This window comes from Sphingomonas sp., from assembly GCF_036402235.1.
Classification (GTDB): Bacteria; Pseudomonadota; Alphaproteobacteria; order Sphingomonadales; family Sphingomonadaceae; genus Sphingomonas.
In genome coordinates, this window is record NZ_DASWTG010000002.1 from 1 (window position 1) to 16,232 (window position 16,232).

The 16,232-nt window shown below is 68.5% G+C and carries 17 protein-coding genes and 1 riboswitch; of the genes, 10 read left to right on the forward strand and 7 right to left on the reverse strand.

The genetic code is table 11. From position 1 onward, the window contains the following. From VGD28_RS00085 to VGD28_RS00095, 3 genes are all read right to left on the reverse strand, one after another. The coding region (locus VGD28_RS00085) for a type II and III secretion system protein family protein (RefSeq protein ID WP_331026284.1) at window positions 1–1,434 on the reverse strand (1,434 nt) is incomplete at its 3' end. A 55-nt stretch (window positions 1,435–1,489) separates the two neighbouring features. After that, complete coding sequence (cpaB, locus tag VGD28_RS00090; RefSeq protein WP_331026285.1) at window positions 1,490–2,509, reverse strand: Flp pilus assembly protein CpaB; 1,020 nt, start codon at window positions 2,507–2,509, stop codon at window positions 1,490–1,492. A gap of 52 nt (window positions 2,510–2,561) precedes the next feature. Beyond that, complete coding sequence (locus VGD28_RS00095; protein ID WP_331026286.1) at window positions 2,562–3,032, reverse strand: A24 family peptidase; 471 nt, start codon at window positions 3,030–3,032, stop codon at window positions 2,562–2,564. A gap of 49 nt (window positions 3,033–3,081) precedes the next feature. On the opposite strand from VGD28_RS00095, the gene VGD28_RS00100 reads away from it, so the two are divergent. The 4 genes from VGD28_RS00100 (at window position 3,082) to VGD28_RS00115 (ending at window position 6,121) form a co-directional block, all read left to right on the forward strand. Next, window positions 3,082–4,026, forward strand: coding sequence for an alpha/beta hydrolase (locus VGD28_RS00100; protein ID WP_331026287.1), 945 nt, complete (start codon window positions 3,082–3,084; stop codon window positions 4,024–4,026). Then, on the forward strand, window positions 4,023–5,126 hold the full coding sequence (locus VGD28_RS00105) for an FAD-binding oxidoreductase (RefSeq protein WP_331026288.1): 1,104 nt from the start codon (window positions 4,023–4,025) through the stop codon (window positions 5,124–5,126). Before VGD28_RS00100 ends, VGD28_RS00105 begins: the two co-directional genes overlap by 4 nt. Window positions 5,127–5,179: 53 nt before the next feature. Further along, window positions 5,180–5,353: a YegP family protein gene (locus VGD28_RS00110; RefSeq protein WP_075153369.1), complete on the forward strand. Its 174-nt coding sequence runs from the start codon at window positions 5,180–5,182 to the stop codon at window positions 5,351–5,353. 195 nt (window positions 5,354–5,548) lie between these two features. Continuing rightward, complete coding sequence (locus VGD28_RS00115) at window positions 5,549–6,121, forward strand: DUF7079 family protein (protein ID WP_331026289.1); 573 nt, start codon at window positions 5,549–5,551, stop codon at window positions 6,119–6,121. 141 nt (window positions 6,122–6,262) lie between these two features. On the opposite strand, the gene rnhA is transcribed toward VGD28_RS00115, so the two are convergent. The 3 genes from rnhA to ispH form a co-directional block, all read right to left on the reverse strand. Next, complete coding sequence (rnhA, locus tag VGD28_RS00120) at window positions 6,263–6,706, reverse strand: ribonuclease HI (protein ID WP_331026290.1); 444 nt, start codon at window positions 6,704–6,706, stop codon at window positions 6,263–6,265. Then, the gene (thrB, locus tag VGD28_RS00125; protein ID WP_331026291.1) at window positions 6,703–7,662 is read right to left on the reverse strand and encodes a homoserine kinase; all 960 of its coding nucleotides are present in this window, start codon (window positions 7,660–7,662) and stop codon (window positions 6,703–6,705) included. Before thrB ends, rnhA begins: the two co-directional genes overlap by 4 nt. Window positions 7,663–7,945: 283 nt before the next feature. After that, window positions 7,946–8,899 (reverse strand): 4-hydroxy-3-methylbut-2-enyl diphosphate reductase, encoded by a 954-nt coding sequence (gene ispH / locus VGD28_RS00130; RefSeq protein ID WP_331026292.1) that lies wholly within the window; start codon window positions 8,897–8,899, stop codon window positions 7,946–7,948. 149 nt (window positions 8,900–9,048) lie between these two features. Between ispH and VGD28_RS00135 the strand changes: the two genes are divergently transcribed. From VGD28_RS00135 to VGD28_RS00160, 6 genes are all read left to right on the forward strand, one after another. Continuing rightward, window positions 9,049–9,651 carry a hypothetical protein gene (locus tag VGD28_RS00135; RefSeq protein ID WP_331026293.1) on the forward strand — a complete coding sequence of 201 codons (603 nt, stop codon included), beginning with the start codon at window positions 9,049–9,051 and terminating at the stop codon, window positions 9,649–9,651. A 193-nt stretch (window positions 9,652–9,844) separates the two neighbouring features. After that, a riboswitch (glycine riboswitch) is annotated at window positions 9,845–9,938 on the forward strand. Between the two features lie 157 nt (window positions 9,939–10,095). Further along, complete coding sequence (gene gcvT / locus VGD28_RS00140; protein WP_331026294.1) at window positions 10,096–11,235, forward strand: glycine cleavage system aminomethyltransferase GcvT; 1,140 nt, start codon at window positions 10,096–10,098, stop codon at window positions 11,233–11,235. Continuing rightward, window positions 11,232–11,603: a glycine cleavage system protein GcvH gene (gene gcvH / locus VGD28_RS00145; protein ID WP_331026295.1), complete on the forward strand. Its 372-nt coding sequence runs from the start codon at window positions 11,232–11,234 to the stop codon at window positions 11,601–11,603. Before gcvT ends, gcvH begins: the two co-directional genes overlap by 4 nt. Window positions 11,604–11,721: 118 nt before the next feature. After that, the gene (gene gcvPA / locus VGD28_RS00150) at window positions 11,722–13,080 is read left to right on the forward strand and encodes an aminomethyl-transferring glycine dehydrogenase subunit GcvPA (RefSeq protein WP_331026296.1); all 1,359 of its coding nucleotides are present in this window, start codon (window positions 11,722–11,724) and stop codon (window positions 13,078–13,080) included. Beyond that, entirely contained in the window at window positions 13,077–14,645 is a 1,569-nt protein-coding gene (gcvPB, locus tag VGD28_RS00155; RefSeq protein ID WP_331026297.1) for an aminomethyl-transferring glycine dehydrogenase subunit GcvPB, read from the forward strand. Before gcvPA ends, gcvPB begins: the two co-directional genes overlap by 4 nt. A gap of 8 nt (window positions 14,646–14,653) precedes the next feature. Next, entirely contained in the window at window positions 14,654–15,283 is a 630-nt protein-coding gene (locus VGD28_RS00160; RefSeq protein WP_331026298.1) for a DUF938 domain-containing protein, read from the forward strand. Here VGD28_RS00160 and VGD28_RS00165 read toward each other — a convergent pair. After that, complete coding sequence (locus VGD28_RS00165; RefSeq protein ID WP_331026299.1) at window positions 15,261–16,190, reverse strand: DMT family transporter; 930 nt, start codon at window positions 16,188–16,190, stop codon at window positions 15,261–15,263. The two genes, VGD28_RS00160 and VGD28_RS00165, sit on opposite strands and share 23 nt — an antisense overlap. Window positions 16,191–16,232: the final 42 nt, after the last annotated feature.

Consider the following 16,232-nt stretch of genomic DNA (forward strand, 5'->3'; position numbering starts at 1 on the left):
GCCGGCCGGCGGCGCCATCACCGGCTTGGGCCGGTCGCCGCCCTTGTTGCTTCCGCCGAGCTGGCCGAGCAGCACGCGCTCGACGTCGCTGGGCGACTTGTAGCCGTCGGTGGGCAGGACGATCTCGTTCGCGTTGACCGGCTTCACCAGATAGGGGGTGATGACGATCATCAGCTCGGTCTCGTTGCGCTGGAAGCCGTTCGAGCGGAACAGCGCGCCGAGGATCGGCACGTCGCCCAGGCCCGGCGTCTTGGTGATGCTGTTGTTGTGCGCGTTCTGCAGCAGGCCGCCGATCACCATGCTCTGGCCCGAGCCGAGCTCGACCGTGGTCTCGCTGCGGCGCGTGGTGAGCGCGGGAATGGTGACGCCGTTGAGCTGCACCGCCCCGGCCGACGAAAGCTGCGACACCTCCGGGCGCACGCGCAGCGAGATGCGGCCGTCCGCCAGCACCGTCGGGGTGAAGGCGAGGCTGACGCCATATTGCTTGAACTCGACGGTGGTGGTGCCGAGGCCCTGCGCCACCGGGATCGGGATCTCGCCGCCGGCGAGGAAGCTGGCGGTCTCGCCCGACAGGGCGGTGAGGTTAGGCGTGGCGAGCGTCGTCACCTGACCGATTGTCTCGCCGAGATCGATCGCGGCAAGCACGTCGAGGCCGAGCAGCCGGCCGGCCAGCCCCATCGTCGCGTTGTCGGCGCCGCGGGTCACGTCGGTGATGCCGGTGGCGCGGGGGTTCAGGAACTTGCCCGTGCTCGGATCATAGGGACCTTTGACATAGCCGCCGCCGGGCAGCGGAATCTCCGCGATCGGGAATTTGCTGAGGTCGCTTTCGGTGAAGGACCCCGGGCTGCGGCCCTGCGCCAGCCCGAACAGGAAGCCGCCGGTCGTGTCCTTCGTGGTGAAGTTCACCCCGATATTCTTGACGAAGCTGCGGCTGACCTCGGCGAAGCGCACCTGAAGGTTGACCTGAAGCGGCGTCGCGGTGCGCAGGCGCGAGATGACCTTGGTCTCCTCGCCGACGAACGCCTGGGTCAGCCGTTCGGCTTCGGCGACATCGTTCGGCGTGGCGACCGTGCCGGTCAGCAGCACGAAGCCGTTCATCGGCGTCGCGGCGATATTCGCGTCCGGCATCGCCATCGACAGCATCGAATCGACGGTGTCGAAATTGTTGCCGATGCGCACCGTGGCCGAATAGACCACCTTGCCGGCCCGGGTCGTGGCGTAGACGGTCGTCTCGCCGGCCTTCTTGCCGAACACCCAGAGCTGGGTGGGCGAGCGGACCTGGACGTCGGCGACTTCCGGATTCGCGACGAAGATATCCGACATCGGCGCGGCGAGCGTGATCATCCGCCCGCGTCCGGTTGCGATCTGGACCATGTCGCGCGGTGCGGCGTGAACGGTCTGGCCGATCGCGGGCATCGGCACGGCGGCGGTCATGCCCGCCACGGCAGCCAGCGCGAGCGGCGCCCCAAGCTTCCCCCTCAAACGCATCTCAATTCTTCCCCCCAACCGGGACCACCGTGACGGAATTGCCCCGTGAAATCTTGACTACCGGCCCTTCGACCTTCGGCGCTGCCGCCGGGAGCGCCCCCCCGGGCGCGACGGCGGTGCCTTCGGATGCCTTGCCCGGCACGGTGCTGCGCTGGAAGCGCGACACGTCGGCGCCGGTCGAGAAGGTCGAGCGGCCCTCGATCGGGCGCGCCGCGACGCGGGCGAGCATCGCCTTCTCAGCCTTGGGATCGTTGCCTTCCGGCACCGAAACCTCGCCCGCGGCGATCGCTTCCTCGAGGTCGCCGGCATTGTCGGCGATGGAGCGCAGCGACAGCGACAGCGAGCCGAGCGTCTGCGCGACCGCGATCTTCTCGGCGATGCGCGGCGTCGCCTCGACCGTGACGGTCGAATAGGTGGAGACGACAGTGTTGCCGCTCTCGTCGGTCTGCTTGTCGGTCTTCTGGTCGGTGGCGAGCACGCGCAGGTTGCGCAGCACCGTCTCCGACGCCTTGAGCGGGGGGCCGTCGCCGCCGCCGTTCACCGTCTGGGTCAGCAGCAGGTCGACCCGGTCGCCCGGGAACACGAAGCCCGCGACCGCGCTCTGGGCGGAGACGGGGACCGTCACCGCGCGCATGCCCGGGCCGAGCGCGGCGGCGAGGAAGCCGCGGTCGCCGGGCTTGACCAGCCCGCCCTGGGTGATCGGCTGGCCCGCGGGAACCGCGAAGCGCACCACCGTGCCCTGGAGCGTCTTGAGGTCGGTCTCGGCCTTGCGATAATAGGCGCCCTCGACCAGCTCTTCGGGCCAGGGCACGAACTTGATCGATTCCGGGCCGAGGATCGTGCCGACCGGCAGCGCCTTGGTCGCCACCAGCACCTCGACTCCGTGGACCGGCGCAGGGCCGGAAGGGACCGCACCGGCCACCGGGGCAGGGGTCCCCACCATCAGGGTCCGGGCCATGAATGCCGTGATGGCGGCGATGACAAGCGCGCCCACCAGCAGAATGATCTTCCGTCCATCCATGACGTCTCAGGCCTTTCAGTCTTCAGGACCGGGTTTCACCGGCGTTAAGCATTCACGAGAACTGGTTAAGAATCGGTTCGCGAATTGTGAGCAGCGCGGCGATGGCGATCGCGATGCCGTAGGGCACCTCGGGCTGGCCGCTCTGGCGCCGCAGCCATTTGTCGATCAGCATCAGCAGCGTGATGACCCCGCCCGCCAGCGACATGATGACGAGCATCATGATCAGGGGCTGGAGCGGGAACCACAGCGCGAGCGCCCCGATCATCTTGACGTCGCCGCCGCCCATCATCCCGAAATGGAAGGCCCCGGCGAACAGCGCGAACACGGCGATCGCCACGCCGATCTGGATCGCGATGTCGGGCCACAGCTGGAGGCCGTTGGCGATCCACCACGGCACCGCGAGCAGGGCGATGGCGGCGTTCTTCCAGTTGGCGATCTCGCGCTTGCGTGCGTCCTCGATCCCGGCGGAGACCAGGATCAGGCCGAGCACGACCAGAAGAATCAAAGATGCGACCGCCCCCATTTCGAGTAATGCCTAGACGAGCGGGCTTTCCAAAACGTAACCAGCGCAAATGGCGTCTTCACCATTCGATCGCAGGGCGATTCCCACAGGGGCCACGATCGGCGTCTGGCACGCCGAGGACGGCTGGCCGCTGCGCCGGTTCGACTGGCCTGCGACCGGTCCGGTTCGCGGTTCGATCCTGTTCCAGGGCGGGCGCGGCGATGTGGTCGAGAAATATCTCGAGACGCTGGCGCACTGGCATGCGCAGGGCTGGAACATCAGCTGGTTCGACTGGCGCGGGCAGAGCGGATCGGGCCGCGTCAACGGCGCGAAGAGCGGCCATATCGAGGATTTCGCCGACTATGTCGCCGACTATCGCGGCTTCGCGCGCGAGTGGCAGGCGACGACGCCCGGCCCGCACGTGGTGATGGGCCATTCGATGGGCGGGCATCTGGTGCTGCGCGCGCTGGTCGAGCGGGCGATCCGCCCCGACGCGGCGGTGCTGGTGGCGCCGATGCTGGGTCTTCGATCGCCGCTCGGCATGGCGTCGCTCGGCGAGCGGTTCGCGCGGCTGATGGGCGGCCTGGGCGATCCCGCGCGCGCGGCGTGGAAGGACAATGAGCGGCCCTATACGATCGAATCGCGCCAGTCGCTGCTGACGCACGACCGCGAGCGCTACCAGGACGAGCTGTGGTGGCAGAAGGCCAATCCCGCCAATGTCACCGGCCCGCCCAGCTGGAAATGGCTGATCGAGGCGTTCCGATCGACCCGCGAGCTGCGCGACAGCCCGGCGCTGGCGAACATGGACGTGCCGTTGCTCGCGCTGGTCGCGGAGCATGACGGGCTGGTCGATGCGAAGGCCGGGCTCGCCACGCTCGCCAGGCTTCCCGGCGCGCGGATCGTGCGTTTCGGACCGGAAAGCGCACACGAGATCCTGCGCGAGGCGGATGCGGTGCGGGATCGCGCGATCGGCGAGATCGACCGGTTTCTGGAGGCGCAGACGCCGCAGCGATGAGCCGTTACGACATCGTGATCATCGGCGCCGGGATCGCCGGGGCCAGCCTTGCCGCGCAGGTCGCACCGCATGCGCGCGTGCTGCTGCTCGAGGGGGAGGAGCAGCCCGGCTATCACGCGACCGGGCGTTCGGCGGCCTTCTGGTCCGAAACCTATGGCGGGCCGGACATCCAGCCGCTGTCGATCGCGTCGGCGCCGTTCCTGCGCGACCCGGCGGCGGACATGGGGGGCGAGAGCTTCCTCGGCCCGCGCGGCCAGCTGTTCATCGCCACCCGCGCCGACCGGCATGTGCTCGACCGATTCGCGGCTGCGTTCGCCGCGGCGGGGGTGACGCTGAGCGAGACCGACCCGGTGGCGCGTTGCCCCGGGTTGCGCCCCGAATGGACCGAGGGGCTGTGGGACCCGACCTGCTCCGACATCGACGTCGCGCGGCTGCATGCCGCCTATCTGGCCGCCGCGCGGCGGGCGGGGGCGGAGCTGGTTTGTTCGGCGGGCGTGACCGCGGCCGGCCGCAGCGGCCCTTGGCGGATCGAGACCCGCGCCGGGGTGTTCGAGGGCGAAGTGCTGGTCAACGCCGCGGGTGCCTGGGCCGATCCGGTGGCACAGCTCGCCGGAGCGCCGGCGATCGGAATCACGCCGCTGCGCCGCACGATGGTGCAGCTGCGCGTCGATCCGCCAGTGAAGGCGAGCTTGCCGCTGGTGACCGACGCGCGCGACCGCTTCTACTTCAAGCCCGAGGCCGGGCGGCTATGGCTTTCCCCGCATGACGAGATCCCGAGCGCGCCGTGCGACGCCGCGCCCGACGAACTGGATGTCGCGACTGCGATCGACAAGCTGCAGGGCGCGGTCGACTGGCGGATCGAGGCGGTCGAGCGCAAATGGGCGGGGCTGCGCAGCTTCGCGCGCGACCGCAAGCCGGTCTATGGCTTCGATCCGCTGGTGCCGGGGCTGTTCTGGTGCGCGGGGCAGGGCGGGTTCGGCATCCAGACCGCGCCCGCCGCGTCGATGCTCGCCGCGTCGATGCTGCTGGGCACGCCGCCCGATCCTGCCATCGCGCATCTCGATCCCGCCGCCTATTCGGCCCGGCGATTCCGCGACTAGACGCGCCCGGCGGAACGGCTATCGTTGGCAAGCCGCAACGATGGAGGCCGAGTATGGCGCACAAGTTCGTGATCGAGCAGAACAAGGCCGGCGAGTATGTCGCCAAGTTCAAGTACAACAGCGAAATCATCTTCTGGACCGAAGGCTATACCAGCAAGGCATCGGCGAAGAACGCGATCGAATCGATCCTGAAGAACGGCCCCGGCGCGCCGGTCGAGGAAGGCTGATCGATTCCACTTTGCATTTCTCCGCTGCTGTCCTGACCCCCTTATAACCAAATAGGTTCGTGTAGGAAAGCGTCGTGTAATTTCGCGGGGCTTTCTGCAGGCTTCAGGGCAGTGGCGTGAGGCTCGGGGCCGCCGGATCGGCGGAGAACGGGGCGCAATCGGCGGCGCGGGGCCGCTGCCGGTTGAGAACATGTCGTGGACGATGTTGGCGTTGGGCAGGTTTCGCCACTCCGCGTTGCTTGGCTGTTCGTCCTGCAAGTGGGAGCGCACGACCATCGCGTGACGAGCGGGCCGTGCGGCACGCCCCATAACGAGCATGCAATTCAGTCGTCGTCCCGGCCCTGTGCCGGGATCCACCGCGAGGCGAACTGGAAGCAAGCGGCTCGATCGCATCGCCCGCGGCGCCGTGGATCCCGGCACAAGGCCGGGATGACGGAGCGAGGGGCGACCGTTAACGACCCCATTGCGGACGTATCGCACGTCAGGCAATTTCTCGGCATGGTGCATTCTGATGCCGAGATCGAGAAAAGGTTGCCCGTGTGGCATGCCTTGTCTGACGTGTTTTTGGATACAAAGTTGTCGGACGAGGATTACACCGAGATCGACGCCGCGCTCCGCAACTCCGCCTATTCCCGCATATTATTGAAAGAGATTTTTGAAGATGAGGTTGCACCTGCCTTCGTCACCAATTTGCTCGACGTAGCCGGGGAATGGACAAGCTGGACCGAGGATGAAGTGCGGGAAATTATGCTTCGCTCTCTTCGATAGGGCCGCATGTTGCCTCCAATGTCGTGGCTGAAGAAACGGATGTATCGACGGTATACTCGCGAGCAGTGGACGAAAATTGCCTCGCTTCTCTGAACATCAATGGCCGCTCTCCACCCATAGCGGACGCCGCTCCGCCGATCCCTAGGCCCTTAGCGCCGCGTCGCTCGCCAGCTGGTCCGCCCGCTCGTTGTCGGGGTGGCCGGCATGGCCCTTGACCCAGACCCATTCGATGCGGTGCGGCCGGGCGGCGTCGAGCAGCTGCTGCCACAGATCGGCGTTCTTCACCGGCTTCTTGTCGGCGGTCTTCCAGCCGTTGCGCTGCCAGCCTTTGATCCATTTGGTCAGGCCGTCCATGACGTAGCGGCTGTCGGTCGACAGCCTGACCCGGCACGGCTTCCTGAGCGCGTTCAGCCCCTGGATCGCCGCCATCAGCTCCATGCGGTTGTTGGTGGTGTGCGCCTCGCCGCCCGAGAGCTCCTTCTCGGTCGCGCCCATGCGCAGCAGCACGCCCCAGCCGCCGCGGCCGGGATTGCCCTTGCACGCGCCATCGGTGGCGATCTCGACCAGCGGCATCTCGGCGGTCATGCGACGTGCTTCACCAGATCGGGGGCATAGTGCCTGAGGCGCCGGACATAGGCGAGCGGGTCCTTGCGCATCACCAGCGCATCGGCAGGCGTGTTGAGCCAGTCCCACGCGCGCGACAAGGTGAAGCGGATGCAGGCCCCCGCCGCGAGCGTCGCGAACGTTGCGCGCTCGGCTTGCGTGAGCGGGAAGCTGGCTTCGTAGCCGGCGATCAGCGCTTCGCCGACCGCGGCGTCGTAGTGCGCGCCGCTGGCGTCGAACGCCCAGGCGCTGTGCATCACCGCGAGGTCGTAGATGCGGATGTCGGTGCAGGCGAAGTAGAAGTCGATGAGGCCGGTGACCTTGTCGCCCAGCATCAGGACATTGTCGGGGAAGAGATCGGCATGGATCGCGCAGTGGTCGAGTTCGTCGCCGGGCCAGTTGGCCAGCGTCGCGTCGAGCGCGAAGCCGAGATCGGCGTGGAGGCCCGATGCGATCTGGTCGAGGCTGGCGCCGCAGCGATCGAACAGCGGGCGCCAGGTGTCGGCGCCCATCGAATTGGGGCGATCGAGGGCGAAGTCGGCGACGGCGCGGTGCATCTGGCCCATCGCCTCGCCCGCGGCGCGCGCCTGATTCGGCGTCGGGTGCGAGACCGAGACGCCCGACAGGAACTTGATGAGGCAGGCCGGACGGCCGTTCAGCTCCTGGATCTCGACGCCGTCGCGGTCCTTGATCGCGGGCGGCACCGCCAACCCCTTGTCGGCGAGATGATCGAGCAGGCCCATGAAATAGGGCAGGTCGCCGGCATCGACGCGCTTCTCGTAGAGCGTCAGGATGAAGCGGTCGCGCGTCGTTTCGACGAGATAGTTGCTGTTCTCCACCCCCTCGGCGATGCCCTTGGCCGAGACCAGCTCGCCCACGTCATAACGGGCGAGGAAGGCGGCGAGCGCTTCCGCCGAGACCTGCGTGTAGACTGCCATCAGCGGAGCGCCGCGGCCTGGGCGCGGGACGGGGCGGCGGGGCATTTCAGTGGGAGGGGGCGAGCAATCCTCCCCCGCCAGGGGGAGGTGGCGCCGAAGGCGACGGAGGGGGAGGGCTCCCAACAGCCGTTCTGGCATCCGCCCCCTCCGTCACGCTGCGCGTGCCACCTCCCCCTGGCGGGGGAGGATAAGGGACGGTGCAGGCTGCGGCGACGCGCGCGCGCGGCTTGTGGCGGGAGACCCCAGCTTTCGCTGGGGTGACGGGTGGGGGCTGGCATCTGCATCACGCCGCTTCGAGGCCGCGGGGCAGCTTGAAGGTGATGGTTTCCTGCGCCGTCTCGACCTCGCGCTCGCTGACTTGGAAGCGGGTGGCGAGCTTGTCCACCACCTCGCGCACCAGCGTTTCGGGGGCCGAGGCGCCCGCGGTGATGCCGAGCGTGCCGACGCCGCGCAGCCAGCCGAAATCGAGATCGCCGGCGCGCTGGATCAGCTTCGCATCGGTGCCCTCGCGCTCCGCCACCTCGACCAGCCGCAGCGAGTTGGACGAATTGGGCGCGCCGATCACCAGCACCAGATCGCACGCCTCGGCGATCGCGCGGACGGCCGCCTGGCGGTTCGAGGTCGCGTAGCAGATATCGTCGGCCTTGGGCGCGACGATGCCGGGGAAGCGGCGCTGGAGGATGACGAGGATCGCGGCGGTATCGTCCACCGACAGCGTGGTCTGCGTCAGGAAGGCGAGGTTATCGGGATCGTCCACCGTGACCGCTTCGGCATCCGCCTCGGTCTCGATCAGCGTCATGCTGCCCTCGGGCACTTGGCCGAAGGTGCCGATCACCTCGGGATGGCGGGCATGGCCGATGAACAGGATGTGGCGGCCCGCGGCGACCAGCCGCTCGGCCTGACGGTGGACCTTGGACACCAGCGGGCAGGTGGCGTCGAGATAGGCGAGGCCGCGATCCTGCGCCTCGGCCGGCACCGATTTGGGCACGCCGTGCGCGGAGAAGACCACGGGCACGCCATCGGGCACCTCGTCCAGCTCATCGACGAACACCGCGCCCTTGGCCTTGAGCGAATCCACGACGAACTTGTTGTGGACGATCTCGTGCCGGACATAGACGGGGGCGCCGTGCTTCAGAATCGCGCGCTCGACGATCTGGATCGCGCGATCGACGCCGGCGCAGAAACCGCGCGGCGCGGCGATCAGGAGCTCGAGGGCGGGTTTCTCAACGGTGCTCATGTCGAGGCGGCTCTACGCGATTGCTTGCGCGGGCGAAAGGCGGTTCCTATGACGGGCCGCGCCGGTTTCCGGGTGAAGGCGGCCACAGGAAGGTTTCAGGAAAGGTGTCCCCCTTGCGTATCCGCAATCTGGCTCTCGCCGCGACGACGATGTTGGCACTCGCGGGCTGCGCGAAAACGGGCGACATCGCCGAAGGCGGCATCACCCAGGTGCGTTCGGCCTGCCCGCGCGTCGGCGTGGCCGCCCATACCGGGGACGTCACCCTGTTCAATTCGCCGACCAGCCGCGACGCCAACGCGATCGACGTGACCGCGGTGCTGACCAACGTCACCTCGACCTGCAACGACGCGGGCGAGGATATCCAGACGGTGATCAACTTCGAGGTGCTGGGCAGCCGCCGCTTCGGCAGCGAGGCGCGCCAGGTGACGCTGCCTTATTATGTCGCGGTGGTGCAGGGCGGCAGCTCGGTCGTGTCGAAGCGGCTGGGGCAGGTGACGCTGAGCTTCGCCGAGGGGCAGAGCCGCGCATCGGCGACCGGCGTCGGCTATGCCGTCGTCTCGCGCGCCGCCGCGACGCTGCCCGAGGATATCCGCCGCCAGATCAACGCCAAGCGCAAGGCCGGCGACGAGACCGCGGCGGTGGACCCGCTGGCCCGGCCCGAGATCCGCCAGGCGGTGCTGCGCGCGACGTTCGAGGCGCTGGTCGGCTTCCAGCTGACCGACGAGCAGCTGAAGTACAACGCGACGCGCTGAGTTGTAGGCGCCGCTTGCGCGGCGCGCGGCACCAGCCCGCTCCCCCACCCGGCCACCCACTTCAGGGTATCTTTGATGGGTGGCCGGGTGGGGGAGCGGGCTGGTGCCGCAAACAAGTGGACAAACCAACTTCCCGATTGACTCGGTTGGTCCGCCGCAGCAGACGGAAAACGTCGGCGGCGGGCAACTGCTTAAGGCACGCGCGGGAGAGCAGGGGTGATCAAACACCTCCGCCGAAGGAGCAACCGCCCCGGAATCTCTCAGGCACCCAGGACCGCGCGGGGCCACGACACTCTGGAAAGCGCCCCGGACCCGATCCGGGGCCACCGAAGGGGTAACCCCGGACCTGATCCGGGGGAAAGCTCTCAGGTTCCGTGACAGAGGGGGCGACGGTAAGATGCCGCATCCTGCGGCTATTCCGTCGATTCCTTTGGAGACCGGAAGATGAGCGACGCCCAAGAGCCCGAAATCGTCGAAGAACTGGCGCTGCTCCCGCTTGACGCGTGGCACCGCGCGCGCGGCGGGCGGATGGTGCCGTTCGCGGGATACGAGATGCCGGTGCAGTATGAAGGCATCATGGCCGAGCATCTGTGGGTGCGCGAGAGTGCGGGGCTGTTCGACGTGTCGCACATGGGGCAGCTGTTCCTGTCGGGCGAAGGGCTTGACGCGGCGCTGGAGGCGCTGATCCCGGCCGACGTCGCGGGGGTGAAGGTCGACGGGCAGAAATATTCGCTGCTGCTGGCGGAGAATGGCGGGATCCTCGACGACCTCATGTTCACCCGCTGGCAGGATGGCCTCTACATGGTCGTCAACGGCGCGTGCAAATGGGACGACATCGCGCATCTGCGCGAGCATCTGCCCGACGCGATCGAGATCAACCATATGGACGAGCATGCGCTGCTCGCGCTGCAGGGGCCGAAGGCGGTCGACGCGCTGAGCCGCCTGGTGCCGGGCGTGGAGGCGCTGGTGTTCATGCGCGGCGGGCGGTTCGAGTGGAACGGCACCAGCCTGTGGATCAGCCGATCGGGCTATACCGGCGAGGACGGGTTCGAGATCTCGGTGCCGGCGGACAAGGCCGCGGCGCTGGCCGATGCGCTGACCGCGCAGCCCGAAGTGAAGCCGATTGGCCTCGGCGCGCGCGATTCGCTGCGGCTCGAGGCGGACCTGCCGCTGTACGGGCACGACCTCGATACCGAGACGACGCCGATCATGGCGGCGCTGGGCTTTGCGGTAGCGAGCAAGCGGCGGCGCGAGGAGGCCAACTTCCCGGGCGCTGAGCGCATCCTGCTCGAGCGCGAGCAGGGCCCGATCCAGCGCCGCGTCGGCCTGATCGTCGAAGGGCGCCAGCCGGTGCGCGAGGGCGCGCTGGTGCTCGACGAGGAGGGCAACGAGGTCGGGCGCGTCACCAGCGGCGGCTTCGCGCCCACCGTGCAGAAGCCGATCGCGATGGCTTATGTCCCGATCGCGATGGCGGAAGTTGGCACTCGGTTGACACTAAGCCAGCGCGGCAAGATTCATCATGGCGAAGTGGTGCCGATGCCCTTCGTCCCGCACCGTTACGTCCGTGAGGGAGGACCCAAATGAGCCGCTATTTCACCGAAGACCATGAGTGGATCGAAGTCGACGGCGACACCGCGACGGTCGGCATCACCGATTATGCGCAGGGCCAGCTCGGCGACATCGTGTTCGTCGAGGTGCCCGAAGAGGGCAAGCAGGTCGGCAAGGGCGACGACGCCGCGGTGGTCGAGAGCGTCAAGGCGGCGAGCGACGTCTATGCGCCGGTTTCGGGCACCGTGATCGAGGGCAATCCGGCGCTGGAGGACAATCCCGCGCTGGTCAACGAGGACCCCGAGGGCGAGGGCTGGTTCTTCAGGATGTCGCTGAGCGATGTCAGCGAGCTCGACGGCCTGATGGACGAGGCCAAGTACGCGGATTTCGTGAGCAAGCTCTAACAATCAACCGTCATGCCAGCGAAAGCTGGCATCTCCCGCCGCGAGCGCGACGTTTAGACCGCCGCGCTTGCCGCCCGAGACCCCAGCTTTCGCTGGGGTGACGTTTTCAGGAAACGTGATGCGCTACCTTCCCCTGACTCCCAACGACCGGCAGGCGATGCTCGCGGCGGTCGGCGCGGCGGCGATCGACGATCTGTTCGTCGACGTCCCCGAGAGCGTTCGCCTGAGCGGCCCGATCGCGGGGCTGCCGCCGCATGCCAGCGAGCTCGCGGTCGAGCGGCACATGACCGCGCTGGCGCGCAAGAACCTGTCGGCGGGGGAAGCGCCCTTCTTCCTCGGCTGCGGGGCGTATCGGCACCATGTGCCGGCGAGCGTCGATCACATCATCCAGCGCGGCGAGTTCCTGACCGCCTATACGCCCTACCAGCCCGAGATCGCGCAGGGCACGCTACAGGTGATGTTCGAGTTCCAGACGCAGGTCGCGCGTCTGCTCGGCACCGATGTCGCCAACGCCTCGATGTATGACGGATCGACCGCCTGCTGGGAAGCGATCGGCATGGCGCGGCGCATCACCCGGCGCGCCAAGGCGATCCTGTCGGGCGGGCTGCACCCGCATTACGTGTCGGTCGCCAACACGATGGCGAAATATACCGGCGACCAGCTGGTGACCGCGCTGCCCGAGCTGACCGCCGAGCCGGATACCGACAAGCTGATCGGCATGATCGACGACGAGACCTCGTGCGTCGTGGTGCAATATCCCGACATCCTCGGCCGCATTTCGGACCTCAGCGACCTCGCCGCGGCGTGCCAGGCCAAGAAGGCGCTGCTGGTCGCGGTGGTCACCGAGCCGGTGGCGCTGGGGGCGATCAAGTCGCCGGGCGAGATGGGGGCGGACATCGTCGTCGGCGAGGGCCAGTCGATCGGCGTCGGGCTTCAGTTCGGCGGGCCTTATGTCGGCCTGTTCGGCTGCAAGGAAAAGTACGTCCGCCAGATGCCGGGCCGCCTGTGCGGCGAGACCGTGGATGCCGAGGGCAAGCGCGGCTTCGTGCTGACGCTGTCGACCCGCGAGCAGCATATCCGGCGCGAAAAGGCGACGTCGAATATCTGCACGTCGTCCGTGCTGTGTGCGCTGGCCTGGTCGATCCACATGACGCTGCTGGGCGAGAAGGGGCTGCGTCAGCTCGCCGCGCTCAACCATGCCGGCGCGAGTGCGGCTGCGGACCGTCTGGCCAAGGTGCCGGGGGTCGAGCTGGTGACGCCGGTCTTCTTCAACGAGTTCACGCTGAAGCTGTCGAAGGAAGCGCGGCCGATCGTTCGTGAGCTCGCCGACAAGGGCATCCTCGCGGGCGTGTCGCTGGGCCGGCTCTATCCGGGCGAGGACGCGCTGGAGAACGGCCTCGTCGTCGCGGTCACCGAAACCACCACCGCGGAGGACGTCGAGACGCTTGCCGCCGCGCTTCAGGAGGTGCTGGCATGAGCATCAACCAGTCAGGCTGGCGCCCCGAGATGAACGCCGGCGAGCGCAGCGACAGCGCGACCTATACCGGCAACCGCGCGCTGATGCTCGACGAGGCGTTGATCTTCGAGATCGGCTCGCTCGACACCACGGGCGTGGATTTCGCCGAGGCGCCCAAGGCGGCGTCGCGGATCGGCGGCCTCGCGCGCAACAAGGATATCGGCCTGCCGGGCCTGTCCGAGCCGGAGGCGGTGCGCCACTATACGCGCCTCAGCCGCCAGAACTACGCGATCGACCTGGGCCTGTTCCCGCTCGGCAGCTGCACGATGAAGCACAATCCGCGGCTCAACGAGCGGATGGCGCGGCTTCCGGGGTTCGCCGACGTCCACCCGCTCCAACCGGTCGACACGGTGCAGGGCGCGTTCGAGGTGATCCACCAGCTCGCCCACTGGCTGGTGACGCTGACGGGCATGCACTCGGTGGCGATGTCGCCCAAGGCGGGCGCGCATGGCGAGCTGTGCGGTGTCCTCGCGATCCGCGCGGCGCTCGACGCCAAGGGCCAGCAGGCGCGGAAGGTGCTGCTGGTGCCCGAGAGCGCGCATGGCACCAACCCGGCGACCGCCGCGTTCGCGGGCTTCACCGTCGAGGATATTCCGGCGACCGAAGCCGGGCGCGTCGACCTCGAGGCGCTCAAGGCGCGGCTGGGGCCGGACGTGGCGGGGGTGATGATCACCAACCCCAATACCTGCGGCCTGTTCGAGCCGGACATGAAGGCGATCAGCGACGCGGTGCATGAAGCGGGCGGATACGTCTATTGCGACGGCGCCAACTTCAACGCGATCGTCGGCCGGGTCCGCCCCGGCGACCTTGGCATCGACGCGATGCACATCAACCTGCACAAGACCTTCTCCACCCCGCATGGCGGCGGCGGGCCGGGCTCGGGGCCGGTGGTGCTGTCGGAGGCGCTGGCGCCGTACGCGCCCTTGCCCTTCGTCGAGAAGCAGGGCGACCAGTTCGTGCTGGTCGAGGAAGAGACCGCGGGCGAGCATCATGCCGAGAGCTTCGGCCGGATGGTGTCGTTCCATGGCCAGATGGGCATGTTCACGCGCGCGCTGACCTATATCCTCAGCCACGGCGCGGACGGGTTGCGGCAGGTCGCCGAGGATTCGGTGCTCAACGCCAATTATGTGCTGCGCGCGCTGGAGGATGTGCTCGACGCGCCCTTCGCCAGGAGCGGGCCGTGCATGCATGAGGCGATCTTCAGCGACAAGGGACTGCCCGAGGGCTTCTCGACGCTCGACATCGCCAAGGGGCTGATCGACGAGGGCTTCCACCCGATGACGGTCTATTTCCCGCTGGTGGTGCACGGCGCGATGCTGGTCGAGCCGACCGAGACGGAGAGCAAGGCGGCGCTGGACCAGTTCATCGGCGCGTTCCGTTCGGTCGCGCAGCGGGCCAAGGCGGGCGACACGGCGCTCAAGTCCGCGCCGCACTTCGCGCCGCGCCGGCGGCTGGATGAGACCCAGGCGGCGCGCAAGCCGGTGCTGGTGTGGAAGGAACCGGCGCAGGCCGAGGCGGCGGAGTAGGGGGGACGGTGGCCGATCCGACGCCCTGGATCGCCGCCGAGGACACCGGCGCGGTGCGCAAGCATGCGCCGGCGACGGCGCGCAACCGCGAGGCGATCGCGGCGGTGCTCGATGAGGTGCTGCCGGCGTCCGGCGTAGTGCTGGAGATCGCGAGCGGGAGCGGGGAGCATTGCGCGTTCTTCGCGGAACGGTTTGCGGGCCTGCACTGGCAGCCAAGCGATCCGGAGCCGTCGGCGCTGGCGTCGATTGCGGCGTGGTGCGTGGGGCTGGCGAATGTCGCGCCGCCGCTGGCGATCGATGCCGCGGCGCCGGACTGGCCGATCGAGCGGGCCGACGCGCTGCTGTGCATCAACATGGTGCATATCAGCCCGTGGGAGGCGACGCTGGGACTGCTCGACGGCGCGGCGCGGGTGCTGGTGCCGGGCGCGCCGCTGATTCTCTATGGCCCCTATCGCCGGGCGGAGGTCGAGACGGCGCCGTCGAACGAGGCGTTCGACGCTTCGCTCAAGGCACGCGATCCGCGCTGGGGGCTGCGCGACGTGGCCGAGGTGAGCGCGGCGGCGATGGCGCGCGGGCTGGCGTTCGAGCGGCTGGTGGAGATGCCTGCCAACAACCTCATGCTGATCTATCGACGTTAGGCGCGGGCTCGTCCGCGCTGGTGACCGGCGAGGCGCGCGGCAGGCCGCGCTGGCGCTCGCGCCAGACGATGTAGAGGCCGCTCGCGATGATCAGCGGCGCGCCGGCCCAGGTCCATGGGCCGGGCAGCGCGCCGAACAGCAGATAGCCGTAGAGCGTCGCCCAGATCAGGCTCGAATAGTCCATCGGCACCACCACCGAGACCGGGGCGAAGCGCAGCGATGCGGTGAGCGCGAGCTGCGCGGCGCCGCCGACCAGGCCGATCGCGATCAGCAGCGCGAAGGTCTGCCAATCGTGCGGCGCGGCGACGAACAGATAGCCGATCGCGAGCGGCGGGACCGAAAGGGTGGAGAACCAGAAGACGGTCGTGGGCGGATCCTCGGTACGGGCCATCTGGCGCAGCTGGATCGCGACCAGCGCGACGAACAGCGCCGCGGTGAGCCCGACCAGCGCGCCGCCGAGCGGGATGTGGCCGCCGCCCGGCTGAGCGACGATCAGCACGCCGGCGAATCCGATGAGCACGGCGCCCCAGCGATGCCAGCCGGTCGATTCCTTGAGGATCAGCGCGCCGAGGATCGTGGCGAAGATCGGCACGGTGAAGCCGAAAGTAGTCGCCTCGGCCAGCGGCAGCAGCAGCACCGCGCCGAAGTTGAACACCATGCCGGTGAGCCCAACCGCCGAGCGCGTGACGTGCATCCCGAAATGCTGGGTGCGCAGTGACGCGAGGCCCGCTCCCATCGCGACCCAGGCGAGGATGAAGGGGATCGCGAAGAGTTGGCGGAACAGCATGATCTCGACCAGATGCGCGCCGCGCGTCTCGACCAGCTTGATCAGCGCGCCCATCGTCGAGAGCATCAGGATCGCGAGCAGGCGCAGGCCGAGGCCGAGCATGATGCGATCAGTGGGCATGCTTACCGCCTAGGAGCGGCGGCGCATGGGGGCAAGCCGCGA

Excerpts from the sequence above, each read along its gene's own strand:
- VGD28_RS00095 (WP_331026286.1), bottom strand. The coding sequence starts at position 3,032 with ATGGGGGCGGTCGCATCTTTGATTCTTCTGGTCGTGCTCGGCCTGATC.
- VGD28_RS00110 (WP_075153369.1), top strand. The coding sequence starts at position 5,180 with ATGGCGCACAAGTTCGTGATCGAGCAGAACAAGGCCGGCGAGTATGTC.
- rnhA (WP_331026290.1), bottom strand. The coding sequence starts at position 6,706 with ATGACCGCCGAGATGCCGCTGGTCGAGATCGCCACCGATGGCGCGTGC.
- ispH (WP_331026292.1), bottom strand. The coding sequence starts at position 8,899 with ATGAGCACCGTTGAGAAACCCGCCCTCGAGCTCCTGATCGCCGCGCCG.
- VGD28_RS00135 (WP_331026293.1), top strand. The coding sequence starts at position 9,049 with ATGTTGGCACTCGCGGGCTGCGCGAAAACGGGCGACATCGCCGAAGGC.
- cpaB (WP_331026285.1), bottom strand. The coding sequence starts at position 2,509 with ATGGATGGACGGAAGATCATTCTGCTGGTGGGCGCGCTTGTCATCGCC.
- gcvPA (WP_331026296.1), top strand. The coding sequence starts at position 11,722 with ATGCGCTACCTTCCCCTGACTCCCAACGACCGGCAGGCGATGCTCGCG.
- VGD28_RS00100 (WP_331026287.1), top strand. The coding sequence starts at position 3,082 with ATGGCGTCTTCACCATTCGATCGCAGGGCGATTCCCACAGGGGCCACG.
- gcvPB (WP_331026297.1), top strand. The coding sequence starts at position 13,077 with ATGAGCATCAACCAGTCAGGCTGGCGCCCCGAGATGAACGCCGGCGAG.
- gcvH (WP_331026295.1), top strand. The coding sequence starts at position 11,232 with ATGAGCCGCTATTTCACCGAAGACCATGAGTGGATCGAAGTCGACGGC.
- gcvT (WP_331026294.1), top strand. The coding sequence starts at position 10,096 with ATGAGCGACGCCCAAGAGCCCGAAATCGTCGAAGAACTGGCGCTGCTC.
- VGD28_RS00105 (WP_331026288.1), top strand. The coding sequence starts at position 4,023 with ATGAGCCGTTACGACATCGTGATCATCGGCGCCGGGATCGCCGGGGCC.
- thrB (WP_331026291.1), bottom strand. The coding sequence starts at position 7,662 with ATGGCAGTCTACACGCAGGTCTCGGCGGAAGCGCTCGCCGCCTTCCTC.
- VGD28_RS00165 (WP_331026299.1), bottom strand. The coding sequence starts at position 16,190 with ATGCCCACTGATCGCATCATGCTCGGCCTCGGCCTGCGCCTGCTCGCG.